Annotated in this window: 23 protein-coding genes and 3 pseudogenes; 9 read left to right on the top strand and 17 right to left on the bottom strand. The window is 67.9% G+C overall.

Annotated elements, in window-relative coordinates:
- Positions 1 to 38: 38 nt before the first annotated feature.
- The 3 genes from AU198_RS18945 to AU198_RS26930 all read left to right on the top strand — a co-directional run bounded on the left by AU198_RS18945 (position 39) and on the right by AU198_RS26930 (position 2,255).
- Positions 39 to 545 carry a DUF6328 family protein gene (locus AU198_RS18945; protein WP_064350096.1) on the top strand — a complete coding sequence of 169 codons (507 nt, stop codon included), beginning with the start codon at positions 39 to 41 and terminating at the stop codon, positions 543 to 545.
- Between the two features lie 36 nt (positions 546 to 581).
- Entirely contained in the window at positions 582 to 1,523 is a 942-nt protein-coding gene (locus AU198_RS18940) for a DoxX family protein (RefSeq protein ID WP_064350095.1), read from the top strand.
- Positions 1,524 to 1,826: 303 nt separating this feature from the next.
- Positions 1,827 to 2,255, top strand: a complete 429-nt coding sequence (locus AU198_RS26930; RefSeq protein ID WP_082691102.1) for a DUF2510 domain-containing protein — start codon at positions 1,827 to 1,829, stop codon at positions 2,253 to 2,255.
- 217 nt (positions 2,256 to 2,472) lie between these two features.
- Here the strand turns inward: AU198_RS26930 and AU198_RS18935 are convergent, their stop codons facing one another.
- Entirely contained in the window at positions 2,473 to 3,921 is a 1,449-nt protein-coding gene (locus tag AU198_RS18935) for a GntP family permease (RefSeq protein ID WP_064350094.1), read from the bottom strand.
- Positions 3,922 to 4,033: 112 nt separating this feature from the next.
- Positions 4,034 to 4,537 carry a gluconokinase gene (locus AU198_RS18930; protein ID WP_064350093.1) on the bottom strand — a complete coding sequence of 168 codons (504 nt, stop codon included), beginning with the start codon at positions 4,535 to 4,537 and terminating at the stop codon, positions 4,034 to 4,036.
- A 124-nt stretch (positions 4,538 to 4,661) separates the two neighbouring features.
- Here AU198_RS18930 and AU198_RS18925 point away from each other — a divergent pair, with 124 nt between their 5' ends.
- The 3 genes from AU198_RS18925 (at position 4,662) to AU198_RS18915 (ending at position 6,732) form a co-directional block, all read left to right on the top strand.
- Positions 4,662 to 5,375, top strand: coding sequence for a FadR/GntR family transcriptional regulator (locus tag AU198_RS18925; protein ID WP_064350092.1), 714 nt, complete (start codon positions 4,662 to 4,664; stop codon positions 5,373 to 5,375).
- A 56-nt stretch (positions 5,376 to 5,431) separates the two neighbouring features.
- The gene (locus tag AU198_RS18920; RefSeq protein WP_064350091.1) at positions 5,432 to 6,316 is read left to right on the top strand and encodes an SCO6745 family protein; all 885 of its coding nucleotides are present in this window, start codon (positions 5,432 to 5,434) and stop codon (positions 6,314 to 6,316) included.
- Positions 6,317 to 6,405: 89 nt separating this feature from the next.
- A complete protein-coding gene (locus AU198_RS18915; protein WP_064350090.1) occupies positions 6,406 to 6,732 on the top strand; it encodes a YnfA family protein in 327 nt (108 codons plus the stop codon).
- A gap of 93 nt (positions 6,733 to 6,825) precedes the next feature.
- Here the strand turns inward: AU198_RS18915 and AU198_RS18910 are convergent, their stop codons facing one another.
- Both AU198_RS18910 and AU198_RS18905 read right to left on the bottom strand, forming a co-directional pair.
- Positions 6,826 to 8,781 (bottom strand): DUF7064 domain-containing protein, encoded by a 1,956-nt coding sequence (locus AU198_RS18910; RefSeq protein WP_064350089.1) that lies wholly within the window; start codon positions 8,779 to 8,781, stop codon positions 6,826 to 6,828.
- A 42-nt stretch (positions 8,782 to 8,823) separates the two neighbouring features.
- A pseudogene (locus tag AU198_RS18905) lies at positions 8,824 to 10,330 on the bottom strand (carboxylesterase/lipase family protein).
- Between the two features lie 86 nt (positions 10,331 to 10,416).
- Here AU198_RS18905 and AU198_RS18900 point away from each other — a divergent pair.
- Positions 10,417 to 11,091, top strand: a complete 675-nt coding sequence (locus tag AU198_RS18900) for a hypothetical protein (RefSeq protein ID WP_064350088.1) — start codon at positions 10,417 to 10,419, stop codon at positions 11,089 to 11,091.
- 9 nt (positions 11,092 to 11,100) lie between these two features.
- Here AU198_RS18900 and AU198_RS18895 read toward each other — a convergent pair whose 3' ends face one another.
- The 6 genes and pseudogenes from AU198_RS18895 to AU198_RS18870 form a co-directional block, all read right to left on the bottom strand.
- The gene (locus AU198_RS18895) at positions 11,101 to 12,195 is read right to left on the bottom strand and encodes an LLM class flavin-dependent oxidoreductase (RefSeq protein ID WP_064350087.1); all 1,095 of its coding nucleotides are present in this window, start codon (positions 12,193 to 12,195) and stop codon (positions 11,101 to 11,103) included.
- Between the two features lie 7 nt (positions 12,196 to 12,202).
- Positions 12,203 to 13,215 (bottom strand): annotated as a pseudogene (locus AU198_RS18890) (ABC transporter substrate-binding protein).
- A 26-nt stretch (positions 13,216 to 13,241) separates the two neighbouring features.
- Positions 13,242 to 13,964 (bottom strand): ABC transporter ATP-binding protein, encoded by a 723-nt coding sequence (locus AU198_RS18885; protein ID WP_064350086.1) that lies wholly within the window; start codon positions 13,962 to 13,964, stop codon positions 13,242 to 13,244.
- The gene (locus AU198_RS18880) at positions 13,961 to 14,689 is read right to left on the bottom strand and encodes an ABC transporter permease (protein WP_502689308.1); all 729 of its coding nucleotides are present in this window, start codon (positions 14,687 to 14,689) and stop codon (positions 13,961 to 13,963) included. The genes AU198_RS18885 and AU198_RS18880 overlap by 4 nt, the downstream gene beginning before the upstream one ends.
- A gap of 190 nt (positions 14,690 to 14,879) precedes the next feature.
- Positions 14,880 to 15,488, bottom strand: a complete 609-nt coding sequence (locus AU198_RS18875; RefSeq protein ID WP_197416161.1) for a hypothetical protein — start codon at positions 15,486 to 15,488, stop codon at positions 14,880 to 14,882.
- 41 nt (positions 15,489 to 15,529) lie between these two features.
- Entirely contained in the window at positions 15,530 to 15,871 is a 342-nt protein-coding gene (locus AU198_RS18870; protein WP_082691100.1) for a hypothetical protein, read from the bottom strand.
- 125 nt (positions 15,872 to 15,996) lie between these two features.
- Between AU198_RS18870 and AU198_RS18865 the strand changes: the two genes are divergently transcribed.
- Positions 15,997 to 16,332, top strand: coding sequence for an RNA polymerase-binding protein RbpA (locus AU198_RS18865; RefSeq protein WP_064350208.1), 336 nt, complete (start codon positions 15,997 to 15,999; stop codon positions 16,330 to 16,332).
- Positions 16,333 to 16,460: 128 nt separating this feature from the next.
- On the opposite strand, the pseudogene AU198_RS18860 reads toward AU198_RS18865, so the two are convergent.
- From AU198_RS18860 to AU198_RS18845, 4 genes and pseudogenes are all read right to left on the bottom strand, one after another.
- Positions 16,461 to 17,234 (bottom strand): annotated as a pseudogene (locus AU198_RS18860) (polyprenol monophosphomannose synthase); the annotation flags it as partial.
- Complete coding sequence (gene lnt, locus AU198_RS18855; RefSeq protein ID WP_064350084.1) at positions 17,222 to 18,862, bottom strand: apolipoprotein N-acyltransferase; 1,641 nt, start codon at positions 18,860 to 18,862, stop codon at positions 17,222 to 17,224. The pseudogene AU198_RS18860 and the gene lnt, both read right to left, overlap by 13 nt.
- Entirely contained in the window at positions 18,855 to 20,441 is a 1,587-nt protein-coding gene (locus tag AU198_RS18850) for an amidohydrolase (RefSeq protein ID WP_064350083.1), read from the bottom strand. The genes lnt and AU198_RS18850 overlap by 8 nt, the downstream gene beginning before the upstream one ends.
- A gap of 13 nt (positions 20,442 to 20,454) precedes the next feature.
- On the bottom strand, positions 20,455 to 20,961 hold the full coding sequence (locus AU198_RS18845) for an FxsA family protein (protein ID WP_064350082.1): 507 nt from the start codon (positions 20,959 to 20,961) through the stop codon (positions 20,455 to 20,457).
- Between the two features lie 47 nt (positions 20,962 to 21,008).
- Between AU198_RS18845 and AU198_RS18840 the strand changes: the two genes are divergently transcribed.
- A complete protein-coding gene (locus tag AU198_RS18840) occupies positions 21,009 to 21,716 on the top strand; it encodes a dienelactone hydrolase family protein (protein WP_064350081.1) in 708 nt (235 codons plus the stop codon).
- Here AU198_RS18840 and AU198_RS18835 read toward each other — a convergent pair.
- From AU198_RS18835 to cobN, 3 genes are read right to left on the bottom strand one after another with little or no spacing between them, the layout of a single operon-like run.
- Complete coding sequence (locus AU198_RS18835) at positions 21,700 to 22,086, bottom strand: PPOX class F420-dependent oxidoreductase (protein WP_064350080.1); 387 nt, start codon at positions 22,084 to 22,086, stop codon at positions 21,700 to 21,702. The genes AU198_RS18840 and AU198_RS18835 overlap by 17 nt on opposite strands.
- A 2-nt stretch (positions 22,087 to 22,088) precedes the next feature.
- On the bottom strand, positions 22,089 to 22,469 hold the full coding sequence (locus AU198_RS18830) for a PPOX class F420-dependent oxidoreductase (RefSeq protein ID WP_064350079.1): 381 nt from the start codon (positions 22,467 to 22,469) through the stop codon (positions 22,089 to 22,091).
- A gap of 9 nt (positions 22,470 to 22,478) precedes the next feature.
- Entirely contained in the window at positions 22,479 to 26,060 is a 3,582-nt protein-coding gene (gene cobN / locus AU198_RS18825) for a cobaltochelatase subunit CobN (protein ID WP_064350078.1), read from the bottom strand.
- Positions 26,061 to 26,118: the final 58 nt, after the last annotated feature.

Here is a 26,118-nt window from a genome sequence, read left to right as displayed (position 1 = left end):
CGGTCGACCGGCCACTGGAGCGGCTGCCAGAATCAGATGTGGACTTCGAGCGACCCGATCCGGACGGGCCGGAGGGCTACCGGCGCCACGAGACGGAAGCCCAACGGCTGGACCGCAATTGGTCGAGCCTGTTGCAGGAACTTCGGGTCGCGCAGACGGGTGTGCAGCTGCTCACCGGCTTTCTGCTGATACTGCCGTTCAGCGATCGCTTCTCCGAGCTGGACGAGGTCATGCGCACGGTCTATCTCGTCACGGTGGCCTGCTCCATAGGCGCGACGATATTGCTGATCGCCCCGGTCAGCATGCACCGACTGTTGTTCCGGCGGCACCGCATGGAGACGTTGGTGGCAACCGCGCACGCCTTCGCGATCACGGGCACGTTGCTGCTCGGCGTCGCGCTCTCCGGCGTCGCGACGATCATCTTCGATGCCGTCGCCGACCGGACGGCGGCGTGGATCGCCTGCAGCGTCGTGCTGATCTCGCTCGTCGGGTTCTGGTACATCATGCCGCTGCGGCACCGGACTCCCCGCGACGCGCCCAATTGACGTTTGCGTCCCGATACGCCTGGGAACTCCCGAGCCATGTTGATTCGCCGTATCGCGCGCCCGATGCTCTCAGCAGCCTTCATCGCCAGAGGTGTGGAAGCCCTTCGCAGCCCGAAACCGGCGGCCGACGCCGCACGCCCGACCCTCGAGGGGCTCAGCAAGCTGCCCGACCCGGTCGGGACCAACGTTCCGACGAACGCCGAAACCGTCGCCCGCGCGACGGCCGCCGTCCAGATCGGCGGTGGCCTGCTGCTCGCGACCGGCAAACTCCCTCGGCTCGCCTCCGCGGCCCTCGCATTGAGCGTGGTGCCGGGCAGCCTTGGCGGACATACGTTCTGGAGCGAGACAGATCCCCAGCGCAAGGCCGATGAGCGGCGTGCGTTCATCACCGACGTGAGCCTCATCGGCGGACTGATCATCGCGGCGGTCGACACGGAGGGCAAACCCTCGCTCGGTTGGCGTGGCCGGCGCGCGGCGCACAAGGTCTCTGAAGCGGTCACGGCGGCGTTGCCCGTCGGCGCGGCCGCGGGTGGCGCACTCTCCGACAGCGCGCTGGCCGACAAGGTGGGCCATGGCCTGCATGTCGGCGCAGAGCGGGGCCGCGAGCTGGCCAACGTCGCACTCGAACGCGGGGCCGAATTCGCCGACGTTGCCCGCGAACGCGCGCCCGAGTTCGCCGAACTGGCGCGCAAGCGCAGTGCGGAACTCGCCGACGTCGCCCGCGAACGCGGACCCGAGCTCGCCGAGGTGGCGCGCAAACGCGGAGCTGTGCTCGCCGACGTCGCGCGCGAACGGGGTTCGGAGTGGGCAGACATCGCTCGTGACCGCGCTCCCGAGTTGGCCGAGACGGCGCGCGGCCGCGCCGCGGAGTTGGCCGAGACCGCACGCAAGCAGGCCGACACCGCTCGCAAACAAGCCGAGACCGCACGCAAGGAGGCGCGCAAGCAGGCCAAGCGCCAGCAGCGCAAGCTCCGCTGAACTCCCTGCGGAGCGTACGAAAAGCGGCCCTGAACCGCGAGGTCGCCGGTACATTGACTCGGCACTTTGTTTTTTCCTGGCTCGTGTTGTGAGGGCATCACGAGCCTGGGTATCTCCGCTCGCATGCATCTCGATTGATCTAGACGCCGTGGCAATCGCGCGGACGGGTCACACGCGGTCTCGTGACTTGCGGATCTAGCGCTCTAATTGGTCGAGGCAGCTCTTATGCTCGTTTCGTATCAGTAATTCGGCCGGAATCGCTCCGCGCACATTGGCGGGGGTGCGTATCCTTCATCTGTGGGAATGCCGCAGGGGGATCCGTCGCAGGGAAATGCTCGACCTTTACCGGGGTGGTACACGGATCCGAGCGGTCACGGTATGCGATGGTGGAATGGCAGCGCATGGGGACAACAAGCTCCCGATGTGCACCCACAGCGTTCAACTCATTCGCTTTATTCGCAACCGCCGCAGGAGAAGTCGAGTGCAGTCGCCCTTCTCATAACTATCCTCTGGCCTGGTGGCGGGCACCTCTATCTCGGGCTAACCCGTAAGGGACTCCCATATGTGGTAGCCAATGCCATTGGTTTCGTTCTTGGAGTGCTCACCCTGATCTTTCTCCCTGTGGCCGTCGTAATTTGGATCGTGACCCTTTGTATGACTGTCGGGAGTATTACCGACGACACGAACTTCGTAAACGATGCGCTTCGCAGAGGGCAGAAAATCGTCGACTGAGCGTCCTGGCTCTAACCGGCATGCCACCGTGCTGTACGTCGACGAAACGGCAGAAATGTCGCCCGCGGGGCGGTGAAGCCCCAAGTCGACAGCTGCGGGCGGGCTATCCGGAACTGTGGACGCAACCACCAATCATTCCGTTTGTCAGCGGGCTGCTAAGCGTCTGCTAAGCGTCGTCGCTTGATCGAACTCCCTTGTTTTCGCGACGGGTTCGGCGTCAGATCACCAGCCACAAGATGAGGCTGAACGCGAAGGCGGTCAGGCCGAGCGTGGTCTCCATGACCGTCCACGTCTTCAGCGTGGTCTTCACATCCATCCCGAAGAAGCGGCTGACCAACCAGAAGCCCGAGTCGTTGACATGGGAGAGCACGGTGGCCCCGGCGGCGATGGCGATGCACAACAAGGTGAGGTGAAGACTGCTCAGAGCCGCCTCGCCCGCTGCGGCACTGAGCAGGCCCGCCGTCGTCGTGATCGCCACCGTGGCCGATCCCTGGGCCACGCGCAGCAGCGTCGCGATGATGAAGGCCTGGACGATCAGCGACATCCCCAGACCCGACAGGGAATCGCTGAGTGCGCTGCCGATGCCGCTCAACCGCAGCACCCCGCCGAACATGCCGCCGGCCCCGGTGATCAAGATGACCGAGCAGATGGGCCCGAGCGCGTTGTCGTAGAGGGCGCTGACCTCGTCCATCGACCGGCCCCGCCGCAGACCCAACACCACGGCCGCCACGATCACGGTGATCAGCAGCGCAACGCTCGTGTCGCCGAGCAACATCAGGTAGCGCGCCCACGTGGCGTCCTCTTCCAGAATCCCGGCGGTCACCAGGGTGTCGAGAACGGTGTTGAACGAGATCAACACGAACGGAAGAAGCAGCACGCCGAGCACCGAGGCGAACGACGGAGCGGTTCGGGCCGCGGTGGCCACTCCTCCGGCGCCGGATCCGTCGGGGGCATCGCCGGCATCGTCGCGTACGGAGTTCGTTGTTCCGCCGTTCATCTCGCCGAACAACGCCGTCGGGACGTCGACGTGTACGCGGTGCCCGATGACCCGGGAAACCAGCAGTACGCCGATGTACCAGGACAGAACAGCGACCGGGACGCCGACCAGGAGCGTCACGCCGATGCTCGCGCCGAGTGCCTCGGCCGCGGCCACCGGCCCCGGATGGGGTGGCACCAGGGCGTGCATGGCGGCGAACGCGCCCGCCGCGGGCAGACCGTAGAGCAGCAGCGACCCTCCGAACCGTCGGGCGACGGTCATGATGATGGGCAGGAACACGACCAGACCGGCGTCGAAGAAGATCGGGAAGCCGAACAGCAGCGCGGCGACGCCGAGCGCGAACGGCGCCCGCTTCTCACCGAATCGGGCGATCAGGGTGTCGGCGAGAACCTGCGCGCCGCCGGTGACTTCGAGCAGCCGACCGAGCATGACGCCGAAGCCGACGAGCAGCGCCACCGAGCCGAGGGTGTTCGAGAAGCCGTAACTGATGGCGTCGGGAACGTCGCCGACAGGGATGCCCGCGGCGAGCGCGGTGAGCACGCTGACGAGCACCAACGCTACGAAGGCGTGCAGCTTGACCTTGATGATCAAGAACAAAAGGAGCGCTACCGCCCCCGCGGCGATCAACAGGAGCGTCGTGGCTCCGTAGGCGGGATCGATTGCTTCCATCAGGGCTCCGAACTGTCAGTGCTGGATGTTTCCGGACGTCTCACTATCGGTGGATGGCCAAAGCGCCTCACTGGCAACGTCTTTGGTTCATCCGGTGTATCAGCCACGCGTCTTACCGGTCGGTCGAACCCGTTGCCGCTACATAGCTCTCGACGATGGCATCGATGCTCTGGTCGACGTCGATGTCGACGCCGCGCTCGTCGGGTCCCAGCGGTTCGAGTGTCGCGAATTGAGAAGCCAGCAGTGATGCCGGCATGAAGTGACCGGGACGGCTGGCCTGCCGCCTGCCGATGACCTCTGGGGTGCCGACCAGATGCAGGAGTTCCACCTCAGGGCAGTGACGCCGCAACTGATCCCGGTACTTGCGCTTGAGCGCCGAGCAACTCATCACCCCACCGGTTGCGCAGCGCTCGGCCAACCACTCACCGATCGCTTCCAGCCACGGGTAGCGGTCGTCGTCGTCGAGCGCCTCACCGGCCGTCATCTTCGCGATGTTGGCCGGCGGATGGAAGTCGTCCGCATCGGCGAACGGTACGCGCAATCGCTGCGCGAGCGCGGCACCCACGGTCGACTTGCCCGAACCTGAGACGCCCATGACCACGATCGGAGACGCCATTTCCTCCACCTACCCAGTTGTGTTTGGCATCACACAGCATTCCGTAATAGGCATACGATTGCAATAGCATTACGCATTGATATGTCTTTAGTGGCTATTGCCAACGTTATGAAAAGATGTATGCGTGGCGTCTCAACCAATCGTCGGCGCGCTGCACGGCAATCTACTCAATGCGCTGGGCACCGCGATCGTCTCCGGTGAGTATCCCGCCGGGCAGGTGTTGACCCTCGACGGGGTCAGCGCGCGTCACGGGGTGTCGCGCAGCGTCGCTCGTGAGGCGATCCGGGTCCTCGAATCGATGGGCATGGTCGAGTCGCGGCGGCGGGTGGGCATCACGGTCCAACCGTCGGAGAAGTGGAATGTCTTCGACCCCAGGTTGATTCGCTGGCGCTTGGAAGCAGGCGACCGGGCCGCCCAACTCCTCTCGCTTTCCGAGCTACGCCGCGGATTCGAGCCGGCGGCGGCCGCTCTGGCCGCGCGGCGGGCCGGCCCGGATCAGTGCCGCATCATGGCGGCCGCCGTTTCGGACATGGTGGTCCACGGCCGCGCGGGCGACCTCGAGGCATACCTCGAGGCCGACAAGCTGTTTCACCGGACCATGTTGGAGGCCAGCGGCAACGAGATGTTCCGTGCACTGGACGGTGTTGTGGCCGAAGTGCTCGCCGGGCGAACCCACCACGGGATGATGCCCTCGACGCCCAACCCCGCCGCGATCAACCTGCACGACGAGGTTGCGCGCGCCATCCGACTGCGTGACGAGGCGGCGGCCGAACAGGCCATGCGGGCGATCATCGACGAGGCCAGTTCGGCGGTGTCCGAGGATTCGTCGGGCCACTGACACCTCATGATCGGGCCGCGGCGGGCGGGGATCGACGTCAGTGGTTAACTGCCGACGTGGACAGGCAACCGTCGTTGGCGCGCCGATTCTTCGATCGACTCGAACCCGTGCACGCCGTCACCTACTTCGCCCCCGAAGCTCGGGCGGCCCTCGACGGCCTTGGCTACAAGGGATTCTGGATGGGCTATTTCGCGGCCAGGTCGGCACCGCTGGGCGAGGTCGCGCCCGAGGTGGTGACGGCGGCGTTCTACAACTTCGCGCCGCACCGGGTCGCCAAGGCTCTTCCGGCGGCGTGGGAGGTGGCTCCCCCGGCCAACGCGCTGCGGGTTCGACTGGAGTCCGCGGTGGCGGCGCTCGAGCGTTACGGCGTCGGACACGGCGACGACGTGGCCACCGCAGCTGACCTGTTGGCGAAGGTCGCCCGCAGCGCCGCGCTCGACGGTCGATGCCTGTTCGCCGCCAACGCGGCTCTGCCGTGGCCGGACGAACCTCTGGCCAAACTCTGGCACGCCACAACGCTGCTGCGGGAACAGCGCGGTGACGGCCACATCGCGTTGCTCATCACTCACGGGATCTCCGGTCGCGAGAGCAACATCCTGCACGCCGCTGCGGGCCGTGTGCCCAAGGAGATGATCATGCGCAGCCGCGACTACGACGACGAACAGTGGGCGCTGTACCGCGACCGGCTCGTTGGGCGTGGACTGCTCGACGGTGATGAGCTCACCGACGCCGGCCGCGACCTCAAACAGCGGATCGAGGACGACACCGACCGGCTGGCGCTGCCGGCGCTCGACGTGTTGAACGATGACGAGATCGAGACGCTGTTCCGCACGCTGACACCGATCACCCGCAAAGTGGTCGCCGGCGGCGACCTGCCCGCCGCGACGCCCATGGGCCTGAACCGCGACGACCTCGACGACGACAGCGCCCACCTGACCTGACAATCAGTGGCGCGACGGTGCGTGTTTGCACACGACACGCCGCGGCGTGAGAGCATTTTGCGCACGCTCACGGCACGCTGAGTGACGTGATGGTGCTCAAATCGGTGATGCTGTTCGTCCTCGCCGCGCTGCTCGAGATCGGCGGCGCGTGGCTGGTGTGGCAGGGCGTGCGTGAGCACCGCGGTTGGTGGTGGATCGGCGCCGGCGTAATGGCCCTGGGCGCTTACGGTTTCGTCGCCGCGTTTCAGCCCGACGCCCATTTCGGCCGGGTGCTGGCGGCGTACGGCGGGGTCTTCATCGCCGGCTCACTCGCGTGGGGAATGATCGCCGACGGCTTTCGGCCCGATCGGTGGGACGTCACCGGGGCGCTGATCTGTCTGGCCGGGGTCGGTCTGATCATGTACGCCCCGCGTTAGCGCACGCCCGCTGCGGCGCGAGGGTGCGCAAAGCGCCGAAGTTTCGCGGTGTGTCGTGTGCAAACCCGCACGTTCGCACCACAAAGATGGAGGCTAGGGCTGGTTGCGGTTCCACTCCAGCCAGCCCACGCCCTTGCGGCCGTCGGCCGTCGTGACCGTCGCCCACGCGCGGGGGAAGTGGCTGATCCGGCCGTCGGGCGAGGTCAGCAGCACCGGAGCATGGGCGCGCACCTCGGCCGTGACGGTCACGTCGCCGGGCGCCAGCGTCAGCGTCGTCTCCACCGGTAAAGCGTTGTCGGCGAACGTCTCCCGCGCAGTGACGGTCTGCAGTTCGATCAGCGGTTCGCCGGGCGGTTGCACATAGCCGATACCGAGCGGCGGGGCGCCGGGGATGCGGATGTCGACGCCGTGCAGGTGGGTGCCGTCGTCGAGGTGCAGCGCGCTCCACACCCAGTCCATCGACCACCAGTCGCGCACACCCCAGGAGTGGTCGCGCTGGCCCGGCACATCGGTGAACGTGAACTCGTGACCGTCGACCGACACCGTGCCCGACACGGAGCACGGTATCTCGTAGCGCGGGGTCACCCGGTACAGATACGGCGTGCCGGTGGTGGTCCACTCGAGTTCCATCGACACGTCGACAGGACGGCCGGATTCGTTGCGGAGCAGCCCAGCCGGATCGTCGTACGCCTGGCCGCGGCCGCGCATGGTGACGCGGACGGTCTTGAGCGGTTCGGTGGGGGTCAGCGTCAGTTCAATCGCATCGGTGCCCTCGAAGTCGAGCAACGCGTAGGTCGGGATGTTCGGACCACACACGAGGCCGTTGACCCAGGACGTCTTGAGGTTGGGGTACAGCCCCAGACGCACCCAACCGCCGATCTCCTGCTGCGGGTCGACGAAGTCGTAGTACCAGCTCTCGTTCCACAGCGGGTCGTCGCTGGACGGATGTTCACCCTCGTCCTCGGCCGTGGGTGTAAGAGGTTCGGGCGCAACCGGTTCCGGGAGTATGCTCAGCGCGTTGACGTCGATTACGTGCTCGCAGTGGCGCTGCAGCATCGTCATGAACATCTCGTCACCGCGCTCGGTCTGCTCGACCAGCATCGAGGAGATGATCGCCATCATCACCCCGAAGAAGGTCTGCCTGCGCACGCCGTCGCGGACGTCCTCGAAGCTGATCGGCGCGTCGGGACCCAACGCCTGGTGGTAAGCGTCCAACAGCGCGTCGTAGTGCTCGCGGCGCAACTCGACAGGGAGCGCACAGCCCATGAAGTACGCCACGTCGGTCATCGCCGGACCCCAGGTGACCGTCTGCCAGTCGACGACTGTCAGCGGCCGGTCGGCCCCGGCCTGCCCGAACAGCATGTTGTCGAGCCGGTAGTCCCCGTGCACGAGCCCCTTGACCCGGTCGTCCGCCGACTCCGCGGCCAGGTACCCGTCGAAGCTCGCGAGCAGTCGCTCGCACACCTCACGATGCTCTGGCGCGATCTTGTCGGCGTAGCGCTCGGCGAAACCTGCGTACAAGTTGGCGATCAGCGCCTGGTTGACCGGCGCCTCGCGGTTGAGCCACTCGGCGCTCGCGGCAGCGGGATCCCCGAGCAGCGGGCCGTGCAGTCTGCCGAGCTCGGACAGTGCCAGCATGGCCTGTTCGGCTGAGGCACCGCGAATCTCGTCTCCGACGGTCGCGGGTCCCGCGTCACCGAGCAGCAGATGGAAGGCGCCGGTTTCCGGGTTGAATGCCGACGAAAAGCAGGGCGCCACCGGTCCCCCGATCCGCGGCGCGATGTCGGTGTAGAACCGCACCTCGCGTTCGTAAAGGCCCAGCGCCAAACCGGTCTGCCTGCTGACCGCGTCGGTGGCGGCCACCTTGAGCACCACGGTCGCGGGGCCGGCGTGCTGGTCCGCATACGTCAGCGCGACGCGGTAGCACTCGCTCATCTGGCCCGTCCCGATGCGCTCGTAGGAGAAGTCCGCGACCGCTGAGCCGATCGCGGACGTCAACCACTCGGCGCTCAGATCTGCGGGGCTTTCGACGACGTTGATGGTGGGCACTCATTCCTCCGTGTGACGATTCGTGGTCGCTGGGGGCCAGCGTCAACGCGAGACTAGCGAGAAGTTTTCCCACTTCCCTGCGGGCGGCGTGCGGGTCGAACTCGATGCGCGGGCGCTGATCGAACACTCGCACGGCGCGATCCGCGCTGGTGTAGGCGGGCCAGTCGGCACCGGGGACGCCGGTGGCCGCGAATTCGCGCCAGCGGCGTTGGACTTCATCGCTGACGCGCAACGCGGTTTTGCGGTCACCGACCGCGGTGAGCAGACGGCCGAGCCCGGTGCGGTACACGTCGAACACCGCCAGTAGTTCGGTGGCGTGCGTGGCGCCGAGGCCCGACCAGCGCAACGGGCGCGGTGCGTAGTCGTAGCGGTACAGGTAGGTCGGCGCGTGGCGGCTGTGCGCCTCGGCGATCTGCCAGGCGGCCGAGCCGAACGCGAAATCGCTGCCGAACTGGACGCACGCCTTCTGATTCGGATATCCCGGGTACGCGGCGGTGATACGTTCCCGCTCTTCGGGTTCCGCCTCGGCGAGCAGCCGCTCGATCATCGGCTCCGACATGGGCAACAGCTTGAGGAAACGACCGAAGAGGTTGGCCTCTTCGGCATTCGTCCCGACGATGAGCGGCAGCCGGTGTCCCTTACCACTGCGCATCGCCTCCACCGGATCCTGTGGCAGGTAGTCGGTTCCGCTCGTCGGCCCCGCGGCGAAGGCGCCGAGCATCTCCCGTTGGCCGTGTCTGATGAGATCTTCGAACGCATCGACCAATTCGGCCGGGCGCGCCGCCATCACCGCGTTGGCGCCGTCGTTCTCCCCCGCGCCCAGCATGGCGGCGAACCGCGTCGCGTACTGTGCGGCCACCTCCGGGGTGCGCACCATTCCAGCCGCCGGACTCTCCGAGATCGCGTTGGCGAAAAGGTCTTTCGCGGCGGGTACCGCGAGCAACGTGGCCACGGCGTGCGCTCCGGCGCTCTCGCCGAAGATCGTCACATTGTCGGGATCGCCGCCGAACACCGCGATGTTCTCGCGCACCCAGCGCAGGGCCATCACCAAATCGCGCAGATACAGGTTGTCGTCGATCGTGACGTCTGAGTTCGACAGCGACGACAGGTCCAGACACCCCAGCGCACCCAGGCGGTAGTTGACCGATACGTACACACATCCCTTGCGGGCCAGTGCCGCACCGTCATAGATCGGGGTGGCCGACGTCCCCATGAAGTAACCGCCGCCGTGGATGAAAACCATGACCGGCAGCGCGGAGCCCGACCGTTTCTTCGGGCTCACCACGTTCAGGGTCAGGCAGTCCTCGCTCATCGGTTGGTACTTGCCCGGCGCCAGCATCGTGTACATGCGTTGCTGGGGGGCGCAGTTGCCGTATCCGTGGCAGTAGCGGACCCCGCGCCACGGCTGGACGGGCTGGGGCGCGCGCAGCCGCAGCGGACCCACCGGCGGGCGCGCGTAGGGAATGCCACGCCAACGGTGCACGCCGTCGCGGGTGAACCCCTCGATCGTGCCGGAGGCGATGGTCGCGCGGACGGTGTGTTCGTGCATCACCCGACGTTAGCAATGGTCTCTCGAGCACGGCCTCCCGCCGCGCCTGACCAGGGATCGCGTGTCGGCCCGCTAGCCTGGCCGGTATGCGAATGGCTGTGCTGATCGCGTCCGTGCTGGTAGCGGGGTGTTCGACGACGACGGGCGGGCAAGCTGAACGGATAGAACCGATTCCACCGTCTCCGTCGGCGAGTTCGCCGACCACGACCACGACCAAACCGAAGCCCACCGCTCCGCCGGCACCCGGCGCGCCGATCGGCGACGTGGTGGCCTGGGTGGAAGCCGGTGAGCCCGCCGACACCGGCCGGTACCACGCGGCCATGCGCGAGGGCCAGACAACGGACCTCGGCGAGGACGTCGCGTTCACCACGCCGTCGGGCAAAACGAGTTGCATGACCGACAGCCAGTACGCCGACGGGGCGCTGGCCTGCCTGGTGGACCTGGTCGACCCGCCGCCGCGGCCGGCTGACGCCTACGGCGAGTGGAAGGGCGGCTGGGTCGACTACGACGGCACCAGCGTCATCGTCGGCTCCGTGCACGGAGACCCCGGCCGGTTCACCGCCGGCGAGGGCCCCGAACTCCCGTACGGCCAGGCGTTGTCCTTCGGGGACTACCGCTGCCGAACCGACACCGTCGGACTGTTCTGCGTCAACTACGCCTATCAGTCCGCGGTCAAGTTCAGCGACGCAGGAATCGAACCGTTCGGCTGCCTCCAGTCGGTCACCGCGCCCCCGCAGACCGGCGAGAAGTTCAGCTGCTGACCACCCGCACTAGGCCACGCCCTTGCGCTTCAGCAGCGGCAGCACGCCTTCGGCGAACCAGTAGGCCTCTTCCAGGTGCGGGTAGCCCGACAGGATGAACTCGTCGAAGCCCAAGGAGTAATACTCGTAGATCAGATTGGCGACCTCCTCGTGGCTGCCGACGAGCGCCGTGCCCGCGCCGCCGCGCACCAACCCGACACCGGCCCACAGGTTCGGGTAGATCTCCAGCCGGTCGGTCCGACCGCCGTGCAGTGCGGTCATCCGCCGCTGCCCCTCGGACTGCGACTTAGCGTGCAGTGCAGTGGCTTTGGCGATCTGCTCCGCGCTCAGCCCCGTCAGCATCTCGTTGGCGACCGCCCAGGCCGCCGCCGAGGTGTCGCGGCTGATGGTATGCAACCGGACGCCGAACCGCACGGTGCGCCCACGTTGTTCGGCGAGCTCACGGACTCGCGCGATCTTCGCGGCCGCGTCCTGCGGTGGCTCGCCCCACGTCAGGTACACGTCGACGTACTGCGTGGCGATCGGCAACGCGGCCGGTGAAGATCCGCCGAAGTAGATCTGCGGCAACGGATCCGGCGGCTCGGGCACGCGCGCATCGGCGACCTTGTAGTAGTCGCCTTCGAAATCCAGCGATTCCCCGCGCCAGATGGAATCGACGATGTGAAGGAACTCCCCCGTGCGCGCGTAGCGCTGGTCGTGGTCGAGCCAGTCGCCGAACCGGCGCTGTTCGACGTCGTCACCACCGCTGACGATGTTGAGCAGCACCCTCCCCCCGGAGAACCGCTGCAGCGTCGCGGCCTGCTGGGCGGCGAGCGTGGGCGGCGTCAGCCCCGGCCGGAACGCGACGAGGAACTTCAACCGCTCGGTCTCGGCCAACAGGGCCGATGCGCTCAACCATGCGTCCTCGCACCAGGTTCCGGTCGGGGTCAACACCCCTTCGTAACCCAGGCGATCGGCGGCGCGGGCCACCTCGGCGAGATAGCGCCGCGTCGGCGCGCGGTAGTTGGCGGGCACGGTCTGCTGTGACGACGCGTGCGACGAACCGACGATGGACCGGCTGTCTCCGGCGGTGGGCAGGAACCAGAAGAACTTCCCCGAGGACATGTCGCTCCTAATCGCGAGTCAGGTAGAGGGGCTTGAGCACGTCGGTATAGCGGCGGTCGACCCAGCGTTCGAAATCCGGTGCCGCCGCGATCTGTTCGGACTCGGCGAACAGATCGGCCATTTCCTGCTCGGATGCGATCAGTCCGTCGGACAGGTCGGTGGGCAACCGCAGGCTGCGCCCCTGTGCGAGTGCGGCGACCGCGGGATCGAGGCCCACTTCTTCTCCGTAGCGTTTCGCCCACTGCTCGCGGTTGTCGTCGGCCCACCGGACGGCCTTGGCGTACCGCTGCAGCAGATCGCTCAGCGCGGTGTTGCGTTTCGGGTCGGCCAATGCGGCGTCGGAGGCGATTCCGAACCCGGCACCGTTGGTGACACCGGTGGCCCGGGCGATGCTGCGCACCGCCAGGTCGGTCTCGGCTTGGGCGGTGTAGGGGTCCCATACTGCCCAGACGTCGACGCGGCGCTGGGTGAACGCCGACAGCGCGTCGGCGGGTTGCAGGAACACCAGCTTCACATCGGAGGCCCTCAAGCCCACCCGGTCCAGCTGGACCAGCGTATGGCCGTGTGCCGAACTGCCTTTGGCGAGCGCAATGCTCTTGCCGCGCAGATCCGCGACCCGCTGGATGGGTGAATCGGCGTGCACCAGGATCTGATCGCCGAATCCGCCGCCGTCCAGGGCCGAGACGACCTTGATCTTCGCGTTGGAGGCGGCGCCGAAGATCGGTGGCGTGTTGCCGGTGATCGCGAAGTCGATCTTCCCGGCGGTAGCCGCCTCGATCTGGGCGGACCGGACGTGAATGTGGAGAAGTTGATCTCGTACGGCAGGCCCTCGAGAGCGCCCGATGCGCGCAGCAGCGCCTCGGTGCCGCCCTTCTGGTCGCCGACGTTGAGGGTGAGGCCGGCGAGGTCGGTCAACGCGACGGTGGCCGGCGCCTCCTGGGCGCCCGAACTGTCCTGGCGCGACACGCATCCGGTCGCCAACAGGCCGATGAGCGCGAGCACAGCGACGACTCTGGACATGACAATCCCTTCGGTTGTATGCGGTTTCAGCTCTGTACGCCGAGCTGGTCGAGCAGTTCGGCACGGTGGCTCGCCGAACCGGTCGAGGTGCGCGGCTCGGGGATGTCGAGCGTGTGGGTGACGCGTCCGTCGTCGAGCACGAGCACGCGGTCGGCGAGCGCAACGGCCTCGTCGACATCGTGCGTGACCAGCAGTACGCCGAACCCGTGCTCACGCCAGAGGTCGAGCAACAACTCGCGCATACTCAGCCGCGTCAACGCGTCCAACGCGCCGAACGGCTCGTCGAGCAGCAGTAGATCGGGTTCGGCCACCAGAGCACGAGCGAGCGAAACCCGCTGTGCCTGGCCACCGGACAGGGTCAGCGGCCAGGCGTCGGCACGATCGGCGAGCCCGACATCGGCCAACGCGCGCTCGGCGCGCGATCGGGCCTGATCCCTGGGCAACCCGCTGCGGGTGAGGCCGTACTCGACGTTGGTGCGGACGTCTCGCCACGGAAACAGCCGCGGCTCCTGGAACGCCAGCGCGGGCGGGCCCGACACGACGCGTTCCCCACTGTGTTCGGACGACAGGCCCGCGAGCACCCGCAGCACGGTCGACTTGCCGGATCCGCTGCGGCCGATCAGCGCAACGATCTCGCCGCTGCCGATCCTCATCGATACGTCGACGAGCACGTGGTGCTTGCCGTACCACTTGTCGACGTGCCGCACTTCGGCCGCAGTGCGGACTTCTCGGGCAGTGGCCAATGTCATGAGCGGTACCTCAATGCACGTCGTTCCAGAACCCGGACGATCGCGTCGGTACCGATGCCGAGCAACGCGTACACGATCAGGCCGAAGATGATGATGTCGATGCGTAGGAAATCGCGGGCGTTGTTGATCAGGAAGCCGATCCCGCTGTCGGCGTTGATCTGTTCGGCGACGATCAACGTCAACCACGCGATCGCCAACGACTGCCGGAAGCCGACGAGCACCTGCGGCGCCGCGCTCGGCACGATGATGCGCCAGAACCGCTGCCAGAACGAAAAGCCCAGCACCTGGGCGGTTTCGAACAGTTTCGGGTCGACCTGTCGAATGGCCGAGAACGTGTTCAGGTACAGCGGGAAGCTGACACCCAACGCGACCAGCAACACCTTGGGTAGTTCGCCGATGCCGAACCACAGGATGAACAACGGGATCAGACCGAGATGGGGCAGCGCCCTGACCATCTGCATGGGCGGGTCGATCGCGGCCTCCACCCACCGCGACAGGCCGACAGCCGTCCCGAGCGCGACACCCAGCACACCGCCGAGCACCAGGCCCTCGACCACCCGGATGCCCGAAACGCTCAGCGCATCGGCGAGTTGGCCGTTGCGAACAAGCTCCACGCCCGCCTCGAGGATCAGCGACGGGGCGGGCAGTACGTCCTGGGGGATCAGTCCGACCGCGCTGAGGAGTTGCCACAGCGCAAGAAGTATCACCGGCGACGCCAACCGAATCACGGCCCACTTGTGTTGCTGCCGAGTGGGATTCGCAGCCCGTCCGGCCGCGATGGGCGCATTGGGCGCGGCGAGGTCTGGTGGGGCGGTCACGGTGATCTGACGCTACGGACCGCCGCGCGGCACCTGAAGGCTTTGATTCCGGATGAAATAAAGACACAAGCCCCGGCGGGGCCTTGAAACTGTGTTGTCAGTTCAAGCGGAACGCACCGGTGACGAGGGTCGGGGTGACGTCCCTACCGTTGATCCTGGAGCTCATCGCCCCATTCGACAGGCGGGTGATCTGCTGCGCCTGTTGCAGCCGGCGTTTGTTGCGGACCTCGGCGCGGAACTGGGCGTCGTTGAGTTGTTGGATGTCGGCCTGGTCGAGCGTGCCGCTGAACCCGTTGAGCTGCACACCGACCGCCGAGCCGTCCTCGCGGACCACCCATGCCGCGCGCACGCCGTCCACGCCGGCGGTATACACACCGGCCTCATCGGCCACCGGCGTCGCGGTGAATGCGTAGGTGATCCCGTCCATGGTCAGGTCACCTTCGACGTCGGCGCCGTCGAACTGCGCGGTCAGCGTGTCGCGGAACCTCGACGTGAGGTCGATCTTGCCGTTGGTGTGGTTGCCGAAGAACCAAGCTTCGCCATCGCTGCCGTTGCAGGCGTACGCGGCGAGCTCACCGCCGTCGACGGAGATGCCGATGGTCATCGGCTTGCCGTCGAGCGATTTCATGTCCGCGACACAGCGCGCCGACTGCGGAAACGCCCGGGCCTCCGCCGTCGTCGTCGACTCCACCGACGAGCCGCCCATCGTGGTTCAACGACGCAGCGGAATACCGGGAAATCCAGCTGTCAGCGCCAACCGTCGGCCGCCTTGGCCGCAGTGATCAGCGCCTCGCACAGTTGGCGCAGTTCGACGGTGTCGGCGCCTTCCTCGACCGCTGTGGCGACGTCCTCGGCGGCGCATCGGACCTGGTAGATGCGGTCGGAGAGCTCAGCGGCCTCGTCGGCAGTGAGGACGACCGCGTCGGGGGCCAGCGACGTGCCCTTGATCACGGCGCGCTGTTCGTACGCGCGTTGTCGGCACGACTGCCTGCAGTACTGCCTCCGCCTGCCCAGCCCCGCATCGCCGACCTCGCGACCGCACCAGCGGCAGGCGGCGGGGCGGAGCCGCCTCTTGATCCCGGTTGCCACAGGCCAGACTGTAAACCGAGGGTCATCGGTTTCCCGGTATCATGGTGGGTCGAGTCGGGAACTTCACAGCATGCTGCGGCGTTGATGATTCGGACAATAACGCGCTGATCGAGGAGTGTTTGACGATGGCTGATCGCGTCTTGAGGGGAAGTCGCCTCGGAGCCGTGAGCTACGAGACCGACCGCAACCACGACTTGGCGCCGCGTCAGGTCGCGCGGTACCGCACCGACAACGGTGAAGAGTTCGACGTCCCGTTCGCCGACGACGCCGAGATCCCCCACACCTGGCTGTGCCGTAACGGCATGGAAGGCACCCTGATCGAGGGTGACGCCCCCGAGCCGAAGAAGACGAAGCCGCCGCGCACGCACTGGGACATGCTGCTCGAGCGCCGGTCGATCGAGGAGCTCGAGGAACTGCTCAAGGAGCGGCTCGACATCATCAAGGCCCGCCGCCGCGGCTGACCCCGTCGTTCACCGCGAGCGACCGCTTTAGGTCACGAAAGCACGGCGTGTCGGCGTGCAGACCCGGTCGCTCGCGGCTGGTGAGCGTCAGCGCTCGCGGCTGGTGAGGGTGAGGGTCAGCGCGTGACGCGGGCTCCGCGGCCGCGGTCGATGCGGCCGCGCAGACCCCACTCCGCGACCTTGAACAACGCCTCGCGGATGTTGGACCCGCTCATCTTGGACTGGCCGAACTCGCGTTCGGTGAAGGTGATGGGCACTTCCACGACGACGAACCCGTTGTTGATCGTGCGCCAGGTCAGGTCGATCTGGAAGCAATACCCCTTCGAGTCGACCGCGCTCAGGTCGATCTTTTCCAGCACCTCGCGCCGGTAAGCGCGATAACCGGCGGTGATGTCGTGGATGTCGACGCCGAGCAGGATGCGCGAATAACCGTTGGCGGTCCGCGACAGCAGCAGGCGGCGGCGCGGCCAGTTGCGGACCTCTCCGCCAGGCACATAACGCGAGCCGATGGCCAGGTCGGCGCCGCCGTCGATGGCGTCGAGCAACCGGTACAGCTGTTCGGGCGGGTGGCTGCCGTCGGCGTCCATCTCGACCAGCACGGAGTACTCGCGGCTCAGCCCCCAGGCAAACCCGGCCAGGTACGCCGCGCCCAGGCCACCCTTGGCATTGCGGTGCATGACGTGGATGCGGTCGGGGTCCGCGAGCGCCCGCTCGTCGGCGAGCCTGCCGGTGCCGTCGGGGCTACCGTCATCGACGATCAGGATGTGGACGTCGGGCAGCGCCTTCTGGACGCGATCGACGATCAGCGGAAGGTTCTCCCGCTCGTTGTACGTGGGGATGATGACCAGCGTGCGCTGGCTGGGTCGCTCCCCCGGGTCCCGGCCCGTCGTCATGTGGCTCCTCTGTCTGTGGTGCCGCCGCCCACGCGGCGACGCACAAAGCTTTTATTGTGCAGTATCGCGGTGAGCAGGCTGCCCACGCCGAGGGCGATGAGCAGCCCCTCCACCAGCGGCCCGAACCGTGTCGCGGCGCTGAGCTGGGTTTTCAGCCGTACGGCGGAGTCCAGGTAGGCGGGTTCGTAGAACGCGGTGCGAGCCAGCTCACGGCCGTCCGGCGAGATGATCGCGCTGATTCCCGTCGTGCCCGCCACCACGACGTAGCGGTCGTGTTCGACCGCACGCAGCCGGGCGAAGGCGAGTTGCTGTTCGCTCATGGACTCGGTGAACGTCGCGTTGTTGGACGGCACGACCAGCATTTGGGCGCCGTTGCGCACCGACTCGCGCGGCGCACGGTCGAAGATCACCTCCCAGCACGTCGCCACCCCCACCGGCACACCGGCCGGGTGCACGACGCCTGTTCCGTCCCCCGCTACGAAGTAACCGGCGCGGTCGGCGTACTCGGAGAAGTTGCGGAAGAACCCGCGCCACGGCAGGTACTCGCCGAACGGCTGCACGATCTGCTTGTCGTGGCGCTCGCCGGGACCGCTGCCCGGGTTCCACACGATCACCGAGTTCGTCGTGGTCGGCTCCTCGGGCGTGGCGCCGGGCGCCTCGACGACCGCGCCGACGAGGATCGGCGCGTCGATGGCTTCGGCGGCTGAGGAGATCAGCTCATGGGCGTCGGGGTTGGCCAGTGGATCGATGTCGGAGGAATTCTCGGGCCAGACGACGAACATCGGCCGCAGCGCCCGCCCCGCCCGCACGTCCTCGGCCAGCCGCAACGTCTCGCGGACGTGGTTGTCGAGCACGGCGCGACGCTGGGCGTTGAAGTCCAGTCCGAGCCGGGGCACATTGCCCTGGACGACGGCGACGGTGACCGAGTGCTCGTCGCCGGCGCCCAGACCCGACTGGCGCACGTGCGGCCATGTCAGCGCAGTGACCAGCAGCACGGCGCTGATGCACAGGCCGGGCACCACCACGGCCGGCGGTGCGGCTTTCTGCGCATCGTCACGCCGCCACCACTGGATGACCTCGAAAACCATTGCCGCCAAGCTGAACCCGACGAGCACGACCGCGAAGGACAGCAGCGGCGCCCCGCCGAGCTGCGCGATCGACCGCAGCGGGCTCTCCGTCTGGCCGTAAGCGACGACGCCCCAGGGGAATCCGCCGAACGGCACCGTCGACTTGAGCCACTCCTGCGCGGCCCACAACCCGGCGAACCACAGCGGCCAGCCCGGGAGCCGGCGAACCACCACAGCGGCCGCCCCGAACAGCGCGGGAAACACCGCCTCGGCGAGCGACAGCCCGATCCACGGGAACGGCCCGACGAACGCCCCCACCCACGGCAGCAGCGGCAGGTAGAAAGCCGCCCCGAACAGGAACCCGTAGCCGAATCCGCCTCGCACCGTGGTGGTTTCGCGTGTCAACACCCACGCCAACAGTGCGAACGCGACGAAGCCCAGATACCACCATCCAAACGGCGGGAAGCTCAAACACAGAAGCACGCCGGCGACGATCGCGACGCCCAGCTGTGGTAGCCGGTCCACCATCACCTGACCGAACCGCCTTGCCTTCGAGGGAGTTTCAGCCATGGATGACGACACCCCGATGGACCGTCTGCCGACACCGGGGTGACGGGCCGTCGAGTCGCGGCAACGCCGGCACCCGTGACCGCTGGTCGGTGGACCACCGTTGCACCGCGTCGGCGGGGGCACTCGCCTCGAGTTCGTCGGCCTCCCAGATCGCGTACGAGGCCGGTGCCCCGGGAACGAGGGTGCCCGCCAGCCCGTCTCGAACGCCGGCGGCGCGCCACGCACCTCGGGTGAGCGCTGCGAACGCCGCACGCGCCGAGAGCGCACTGCCCGGCGTCTGGTGTCGCGTCGCCGCGCGCAGCGTCGCCCAGGGGTCGATCCCGGTGACGGGGCTGTCCGAGCCGAAGGCAAGGGGCACGCCTTGGGATGCTAACAGCGCGAACGGGTTCAGCGATCGGGCTCGCTGCGGCCCGAGACGCTGGGCGTACATGCCGGATTCACCGCCCCAGAGCGCATCGAAATTCGGTTGCATGCTGGCGAGCACACCCCAGGCACCGAGCTTGTGCGCCTGTTCTGAGGTGACCATCTCCAGATGTTCGAGTCGATGCCCGCACCGGGCGACCGCGGGAGCGCCCGAGAAGGCGACGACGGACTCGAGGGCGTCGACCACCGCGGTCACGGCGGCGTCGCCGATCGCGTGGAAGCCGGCCGCGATACCCGCCTCCGTGCACGCCTGCAGGTGGGCCGCGATGGCGTCGGGGGCGAGGTAGGTGTTGCCCACGCAGCCGAGCGCGTCGTCGTAGGGCTCGTGCAGCCAGGCGGTGCGCGAGCCGAGCGCTCCGTCGACGAACAGGTCGCCCGCCAGGCCGCGGGCGCCGGTGCGTTCGATCAGTGCGCGTGCCTGGTCGGCTGTGGTGACCGCTTCACCCCAGTAGCCGACGACCTCGACGCCGTGGTCGAGGGCGCGGATCTCATCCCAGTCGTCGAGGCCGCCGATGTCGGGACCCGCGCATTCGTGCACCGCGACGATGCCGTGCGCCGCCACCGCGTTGAGCGCGGCGGTGCGCGCGTCGGCACGCTGTGGGGCCGTCAGCCCGGCCCGCGCGGCGGCGCGGACCAGGTGATGGGCGTCGCTGGTCAGCGGCCGCTGCGGGTCGTATCCGGCCGCGTCGGCCAGGCCCGGGCACCGCGTGCGCAGTGCGGTGGACGCCGCGGCCGAGTGCACGTCGACCCTGGCGAGGTAGGTCGGCCGGTCCCCCACGACGGCGTCGATGTCATCGGTGCTGGGCGGGGTGCGCTGGGGCCATGTCGACTCGTCCCAGCCGTGCGCCCAGATCGGACCGTCGGGGTGACTGCGCGCATGGTCGGCGAGCAGTTGCAGGCAGTGTTGAAGCGAGGCGGCGGCCCGCAGATCGAGCCCGGCGAGCGTGAGCCCGGTGGCGGTGAGATGGATGTGGCTGTCGACGAAACCGGGCGCGACGAAGGCACCGTCGAGGTCGATGACCTGCGCGTCGGGAAACTGGCTACGGCCCACGTCGTCGCTGCCCAACCATGCGATCACACCGTCGCGCACGGCCAGCGCCGTGGCGTCGGGCATGGCGGGGCTGTGCACCCGCCCGTTGAGCAGAAGGGTCGTCACCTACGGGAGGTTCTCACAGCCCGTCGGTGGTGGGACGCGGGCGCTCCACGGCGGGCGGTTCGACGTCGACCACGTCGACGACCTCGCCGTCGATGTAGTCACCGTGCTGGGTGGCCGAGTCACGCCGGTTGGTGGCCGCCCCCCACCCGGCCATTCCGGCGGTGATCAGCGGCATCCGGCGCGCGGCGAGCGCGGTCACCAGCGGGCGGCCCGCGGCCCGCGTCGGCGGCAGCAGGAGCAGCACCCCCGCCACCGAACTGGCCAGCCCCGGAATCACGACCAGCACGGTGCCGAGCGCGACGAGGACGCTGTCGGCGGCGGTACCGTGCAGGGTCGCCGGGGTCAGGCCCGAGCGCAACCTGCCGATGTGACGCCTGACCTGCGACCCTGCCAGCGCGAAACCCAGCACGAACGTGGTGAGCAGCGCCAGTAGCGTCCAGCCGATGCCGATCGTCGACACCAGGGCCACCACGACCGCGATCTCGATGACCACATAGAGGACAAACAGCCGCATCGCCATACGGGGTAAACGTCCGGACGGCCTCGAGGGTTCCGTAGATTGGCGGTGTGGCCACGATCAAGATCGATACACCGGGCGGTCCGATCGACGCGTTGCTGTCGACGCCGGATGGCGAGGGTCCGTGGCCGGCGGTCGTGGTCGTGCACGACGCGATCGGCTACGGGCCGGACAACGAGGCGATATCGGCGCGCATCGCCGAGGCGGGCTACATCGCCATCACTCCCGACCTGTACGCGCGCGGTGGCCGCGCCCGCTGCATCACCCGGGTGTTCCGCGAACTGCTTTCCAAGCGCGGTCGCGCGCTCGACGACATCCTGGCCGCCCGTGACCATGTGCTGGGCCTGCCCGAGTGCACCGGCGCGGTCGGCATCGCCGGCTTCTGCATGGGCGGGCAGTTCGCGCTGGTGATGTCGCCGCAGGGGTTCGGCGCGTCGGCACCGTTCTACGGCACCCCGCTCCCTCGCCGTCTCGACGAGACGCTGACCGGGGCGTGCCCGATCGTCGCGAGCTTCGGCAGGCGCGACCCGATCGGCATCGGCGCGGCGGACAAGTTGCGAAAAGTGGTCGCGGACAAGGGTACTGCGGCAGACATCAAGGTGTATCCGGACGCCGGGCACAGCTTCGCGAACAAGCTGCCGGGCCAACCGCTGTTGCGGATCACCGGGTTCGGCTACAACGAGGCGGCGGCCAACGACGCCTGGACGCGGGTGTTCGGATTTTTCGGCGAACACCTGACGGCTACCCCGCGGGCTTGATCTCGATTCCGATGTGAACCTTGTCGATGCCGCCACGGATGAGTGCCTGCGGGATCCACCACCACGCGTGCCACCAGTAGCGCCTGGTGACCTTGTCGAAGACGCGGCGGGTCTCCTCCTTGGGCAGCACCCTGGCGACGGCCTCCACCGGACCGCCTTTCGGCTTGCCCAACGCCGTCGACTTCTGGATCGTCACCCGCGGAGTGTTGTTGATGCGCTTGGTTTTCCACGACCCGTCATCGGTGATGACGAGCAGCTTGCCGTCCTCGGGCGCACCCCAGATCGGGGTGGGCTTGGGCTTGCCGTCCTTGGTGAAGGTGGTCAGCAGAATGTACTTCGAACGGGCGACGTCGCCGAACGTGTCGGCCATGGTCAGCCCGGCTTGATCTCGATGGTCACGTTGTTCTTCATTCCCCCGCGCAGCTTGGAGAAAACGTTGAACGTCTTGCCCAGCAGCCCGTAGCGCTTGCCGATCGCATCGTAGGTCGCGCCGTTGGCCGACTTGTCCAGGATCGCCGCGACGGCGTCGACGGCCTCGCCCTTGGGGTTGCCGCGCATGTCGCACGGCGCGATGGTCACGCGCGGGGTGTTGCGGATCCGCTTGACCTTCCACGACTTCTCCTGCGTGATGGCGATCAGGCCGTCGCCGTCGGGCACCGCCCAGATGGGTGTCGGCTTGGGCCTGCCGTCCTTGGTGAACGTGGTCAGCAGGATGTACTCGGATTTCACGACATCGGCAAAGGTGGCAGACACGACGCCAACCTAGCCCTCCAGGTCGCCTTCGGTCTCCAGCAGCACCTTGCGCAATCCGTCGAGCGTCGCCTGTTCGGGTGCCGCCCACATACCGCGGTCGGCGGCCTCCAGAAGCCGTTCGGCCATACCGTGCAGCGCCCACGGATTGGATTCGGTCATGAATTTGCGGTTCTCGTCGTCGAGCACGTATTCCGCCGACAGCCGCTCGTACATCCAGTCCGCCATCACGCCGGCCGTGGCGTCGTAGCCGAACAGGTAGTCGACCGTGGCGGCCATCTCGAACGCGCCCTTGTAGCCGTGCCTGCGCATCGCGTTGATCCAGCGCGGGTTGACCACGCGGGCGCGAAACACCCGGGTGGTCTCCTCGGACAGGGTGCGGGTGCGCACGGCGTCGGGTCGGGTGTTGTCGCCGATGTAGGCGGCGGGGTCCTTGCCGGTCAACGCACGAACGGTGGCGATCATGCCGCCGTGGTACTGGAAGTAGTCGTCGGAATCGGCGATGTCGTGTTCGCGGGTGTCGGTGTTCTTGGCCGCCACCGCGATCCGGCGGTACTGCCGGCTCATATCGTCACTGGCGGCGGCTCCGTCCAAGCCGCGGCCGTAGGCGAATCCACCCCACGCCGTGTACACCTCGGCGAGGTCGGCGTCGTCGCGCCAGTTGCGGCTGTCGATCAGCTGCAGCAGCCCGGCACCGTACGTGCCCGGCTTCGAGCCGAAAATCCTTGTGGTGGACCGGCGCTCGTCGCCGTGCTCGGCGAGGTCGGCCTGGGCGTGCGCGCGGACGTAGTTGTCCTCGGCTGCTTCATCGAGTCCGGCCACGAGCGCCACGGCGTCGTCGAGCATCGTGACGACGTGCGGGAAGGCGTCCCGGAAGAACCCGGAGATGCGCACGGTGACGTCGATGCGAGGCCTGCCCAGGTCGGCCAGCGCGATCGGTTCGAGGTCGACCACTCGCCGCGACGCCTCGTCCCACACGGGGCGCACCCCCAGCAGGGCGAGCACCTCGGCGATGTCGTCACCGGCGGTCCGCATGGCCGATGTGCCCCAAACCGACAGACCGACCGACCGCGGCCAGTCGCCGTAGTCATCGCGGTACCGGGCGAGCAGCGAATCGGCCATCGCCACACCGGTTTCCCACGCCAGCCGCGACGGCACCGCCTTCGGGTCGACCGAGTAGAAGTTGCGCCCCGTGGGCAGCACGTTGACCAGCCCGCGCAGCGGTGACCCCGAGGGGCCGGCGGCGATGAAACGTCCGTCGAGCGCCCGAAGGATCTGGGTGATCTCCTCTGCCGTGCCCGCCAGCCGCGGCACCACTTCGGTGGCGGCGAACCGCAGCACCGCGGCGACGTCGGCGTTGTCGGTCAACGTGTCGACCACCTCGCGGTTCCATCCCGAATCCTGCAGCGCAGCCACCAGTTTCCGGGCTTGTGCTTCGGTGGCATCGACGGCGGTGCGTTCATCGTGGCCGTCCTCGGCGAGGCCGAGTGCCTGGCGAAGTCCCGGCACCGTCTGCTCGCCGCCGAACAGCTGACGGGCCCGTAGCACCGCCAGCACCAGGTCCAGTTCGTCCTCCCCGCTTGGCGTTTGGCCGAGGATGTGCAGGCCGTCGCGGATCTGAACGTCTTTGATTTCGCAGAGCCAGCCGTCGACATGCAGCAGCATGTTGTCAAACGAGTCCTCTTCGGGCCGCTCCTCGAGGCCGAGGTCGTGGTCCATCTTCGCGGCGCGCATCAGCGTCCAGATCTGCTGGCGGATCGCGGGCAGCTTGCCCGGGTCGAGTGCCGACACATTCGCGTGCTCGTCGAGCAGCTGCTCCAAACGTGCGATGTCACCGTAGGTTTCGGCGCGTGCCATGGGCGGGATCAAATGGTCGATGAGGGTGGCGTGCGCGCGACGCTTGGCCTGGGTGCCCTCACCGGGATCGTTGACCAAAAACGGGTAGATCAGCGGCAGGTTGCCCAGAGCGGCATCGGATCCGCAGGCCGCCGACATGCCAAGCGTCTTACCCGGCAGCCACTCCAGGTTGCCGTGCTTGCCGAGATGCACGATCGCATCGGCACCGAACACCGACTCGATCCACCGGTACGCGGCCAGATAATGGTGGCTCGGCGGCAGATCCGGGTCGTGGTAGATCGCGACCGGATTCTCGCCGAAACCGCGTGGCGGCTGCACCATAAGAACGACGTTGCCCGCCCGCAGGGCCGCGATGACTATCTCACCGTCCGGGTCGGCGCTGCGGTCGACGAACATCTCCCCCGGCGGCGGGCCCCAGTGCTCGACGATCGCGTCGGTGAGCTCGGCGGGCAGCGTGGCGAACCAGTTGCGATAGTCGTTGGCCGACACCCGGATCGGGTTTCCCTCGAGCTGCCCTTCGGTCAGCCAGTCGGGGTCCTGGCCGCCGCGTTCGATCAGCGCGTGGATGAGCGCGTCCCCATCGCCGGCGTCCAGGCCCGGGATGTCGTCGATGCGGTAGCCGTGCGCGCGCATCGCGCGCAGCAGCGCGATGGCGCTGGCGGGCGTGTCGAGGCCGACGGCGTTGCCGATGCGGGCGTGCTTGGTCGGGTAGGCGGAGAAGACGACCGCGATCCTCTTGTCCTGCACCGGAATCGACCGCAGCCGGGCGTGGCGGACGGCCAGCCCGGCGACCCGCGCGCACCGTTCGGGATCGGGCACGTATGAGGTCAGGCCCTCGTCGTCGATCTCCTTGAACGAGAACGGCACCGTGATGATGCGTCCGTCGAATTCCGGCACGGCGACCTGCGTGGCGACGTCGAGCGGCGAGAGCCCGTCGTCGTTGTTCTGCCACTGAGCCCGAGAACTCGTCAGGCACAACCCTTGCAGGATCGGGACATCCAGCGCCGCAAGGTGCGCGACGTTCCACGCGTCATCCGTGCCGCCGGCCGACACGCTCGACGGGGTGGCGCCGCCTGCCGCGAGCACCGTCGTGATCAGCGCGTCGGCCGTCCCGAGCAGCTTGAGCAGGTCCGCGTCGGCGGTGCGCAGCGACGCGCAGAACACCGGCAGCGCACGGCCACCGGCATCTTCGATCGCATCACACAGCGCCTCGACGTAGGCGGTGTTGCCCGCAAGGTGCTGCGCGCGGTAGTAGAGCACCGCGACCGTGGGACCGTCGCCGCCGCCGTCTCGGGGCACCACTCCCCACAGGGGCGTGCTCTCGGGTGGGGAGAACCCGAAGCCGGTCATCAACACCGTGTCGCACAGGAACGCGTGCAAATGGCGCAGGTTCGAAACGCCGCCCTGAGCCAGATAGACGTGCGCCTGCAGCGCGACCCCGGCGGGCGTGGTCGAATGCCGCATCAGCTCCGCGTCCGGCGACTGCTCGCCGCTGACGACGACCGCGGGCACTCCGCTGGCCACCACCTCGTCGATGCCGTCCTGCCAAGCGCGGTAACTCCCGAGGATGCGCACCACCACAATGTCCGTACCGCGCAGCAGTTCGCCGAGTTCACCGTCCACCAGTCGCGACGGGTTCGCCCACCGGTAGTTGGCGCCGCTGGACCGGGCGGTGATCAGGTCGGTGTCCGAGGTGGACAGGAGCAAGACGGCGGGGTCGCGAGACGGCTGAGCCACCCCCCATTACTACCCCACGCCGGTTTCCTGCCCACTCCCCGTGCGCCGACGGTGCACG

The sequence above is a fragment of the Mycobacterium sp. GA-1199 genome, from assembly GCF_001500045.1.
In the GTDB taxonomy this organism is placed as follows: domain Bacteria; phylum Actinomycetota; class Actinomycetes; order Mycobacteriales; family Mycobacteriaceae; genus Mycobacterium.
The sequence above is the reverse complement of the archived record's forward strand: the minus strand, read 5'-3'. Positions and strand labels throughout refer to the sequence as shown.

Bases quoted from the DNA above. Each gene is read 5' to 3' on its own strand.
- AU198_RS18940 (WP_064350095.1), top strand. From the start codon at position 582: ATGTTGATTCGCCGTATCGCGCGCCCGATGCTCTCAGCAGCCTTCATC.
- AU198_RS26930 (WP_082691102.1), top strand. From the start codon at position 1,827: ATGCCGCAGGGGGATCCGTCGCAGGGAAATGCTCGACCTTTACCGGGG.
- AU198_RS18935 (WP_064350094.1), bottom strand. From the start codon at position 3,921: ATGGAAGCAATCGATCCCGCCTACGGAGCCACGACGCTCCTGTTGATC.
- AU198_RS18930 (WP_064350093.1), bottom strand. From the start codon at position 4,537: ATGGCGTCTCCGATCGTGGTCATGGGCGTCTCAGGTTCGGGCAAGTCG.
- AU198_RS18915 (WP_064350090.1), top strand. From the start codon at position 6,406: ATGGTGCTCAAATCGGTGATGCTGTTCGTCCTCGCCGCGCTGCTCGAG.
- AU198_RS18900 (WP_064350088.1), top strand. From the start codon at position 10,417: ATGCGAATGGCTGTGCTGATCGCGTCCGTGCTGGTAGCGGGGTGTTCG.
- AU198_RS18895 (WP_064350087.1), bottom strand. From the start codon at position 12,195: ATGTCCTCGGGGAAGTTCTTCTGGTTCCTGCCCACCGCCGGAGACAGC.
- AU198_RS18885 (WP_064350086.1), bottom strand. From the start codon at position 13,964: ATGACATTGGCCACTGCCCGAGAAGTCCGCACTGCGGCCGAAGTGCGG.
- AU198_RS18875 (WP_197416161.1), bottom strand. From the start codon at position 15,488: ATGGGCGGCTCGTCGGTGGAGTCGACGACGACGGCGGAGGCCCGGGCG.
- AU198_RS18865 (WP_064350208.1), top strand. From the start codon at position 15,997: ATGGCTGATCGCGTCTTGAGGGGAAGTCGCCTCGGAGCCGTGAGCTAC.
- lnt (WP_064350084.1), bottom strand. From the start codon at position 18,862: ATGGCTGAAACTCCCTCGAAGGCAAGGCGGTTCGGTCAGGTGATGGTG.
- AU198_RS18845 (WP_064350082.1), bottom strand. From the start codon at position 20,961: ATGGCGATGCGGCTGTTTGTCCTCTATGTGGTCATCGAGATCGCGGTC.
- AU198_RS18835 (WP_064350080.1), bottom strand. From the start codon at position 22,086: ATGGCCGACACGTTCGGCGACGTCGCCCGTTCGAAGTACATTCTGCTG.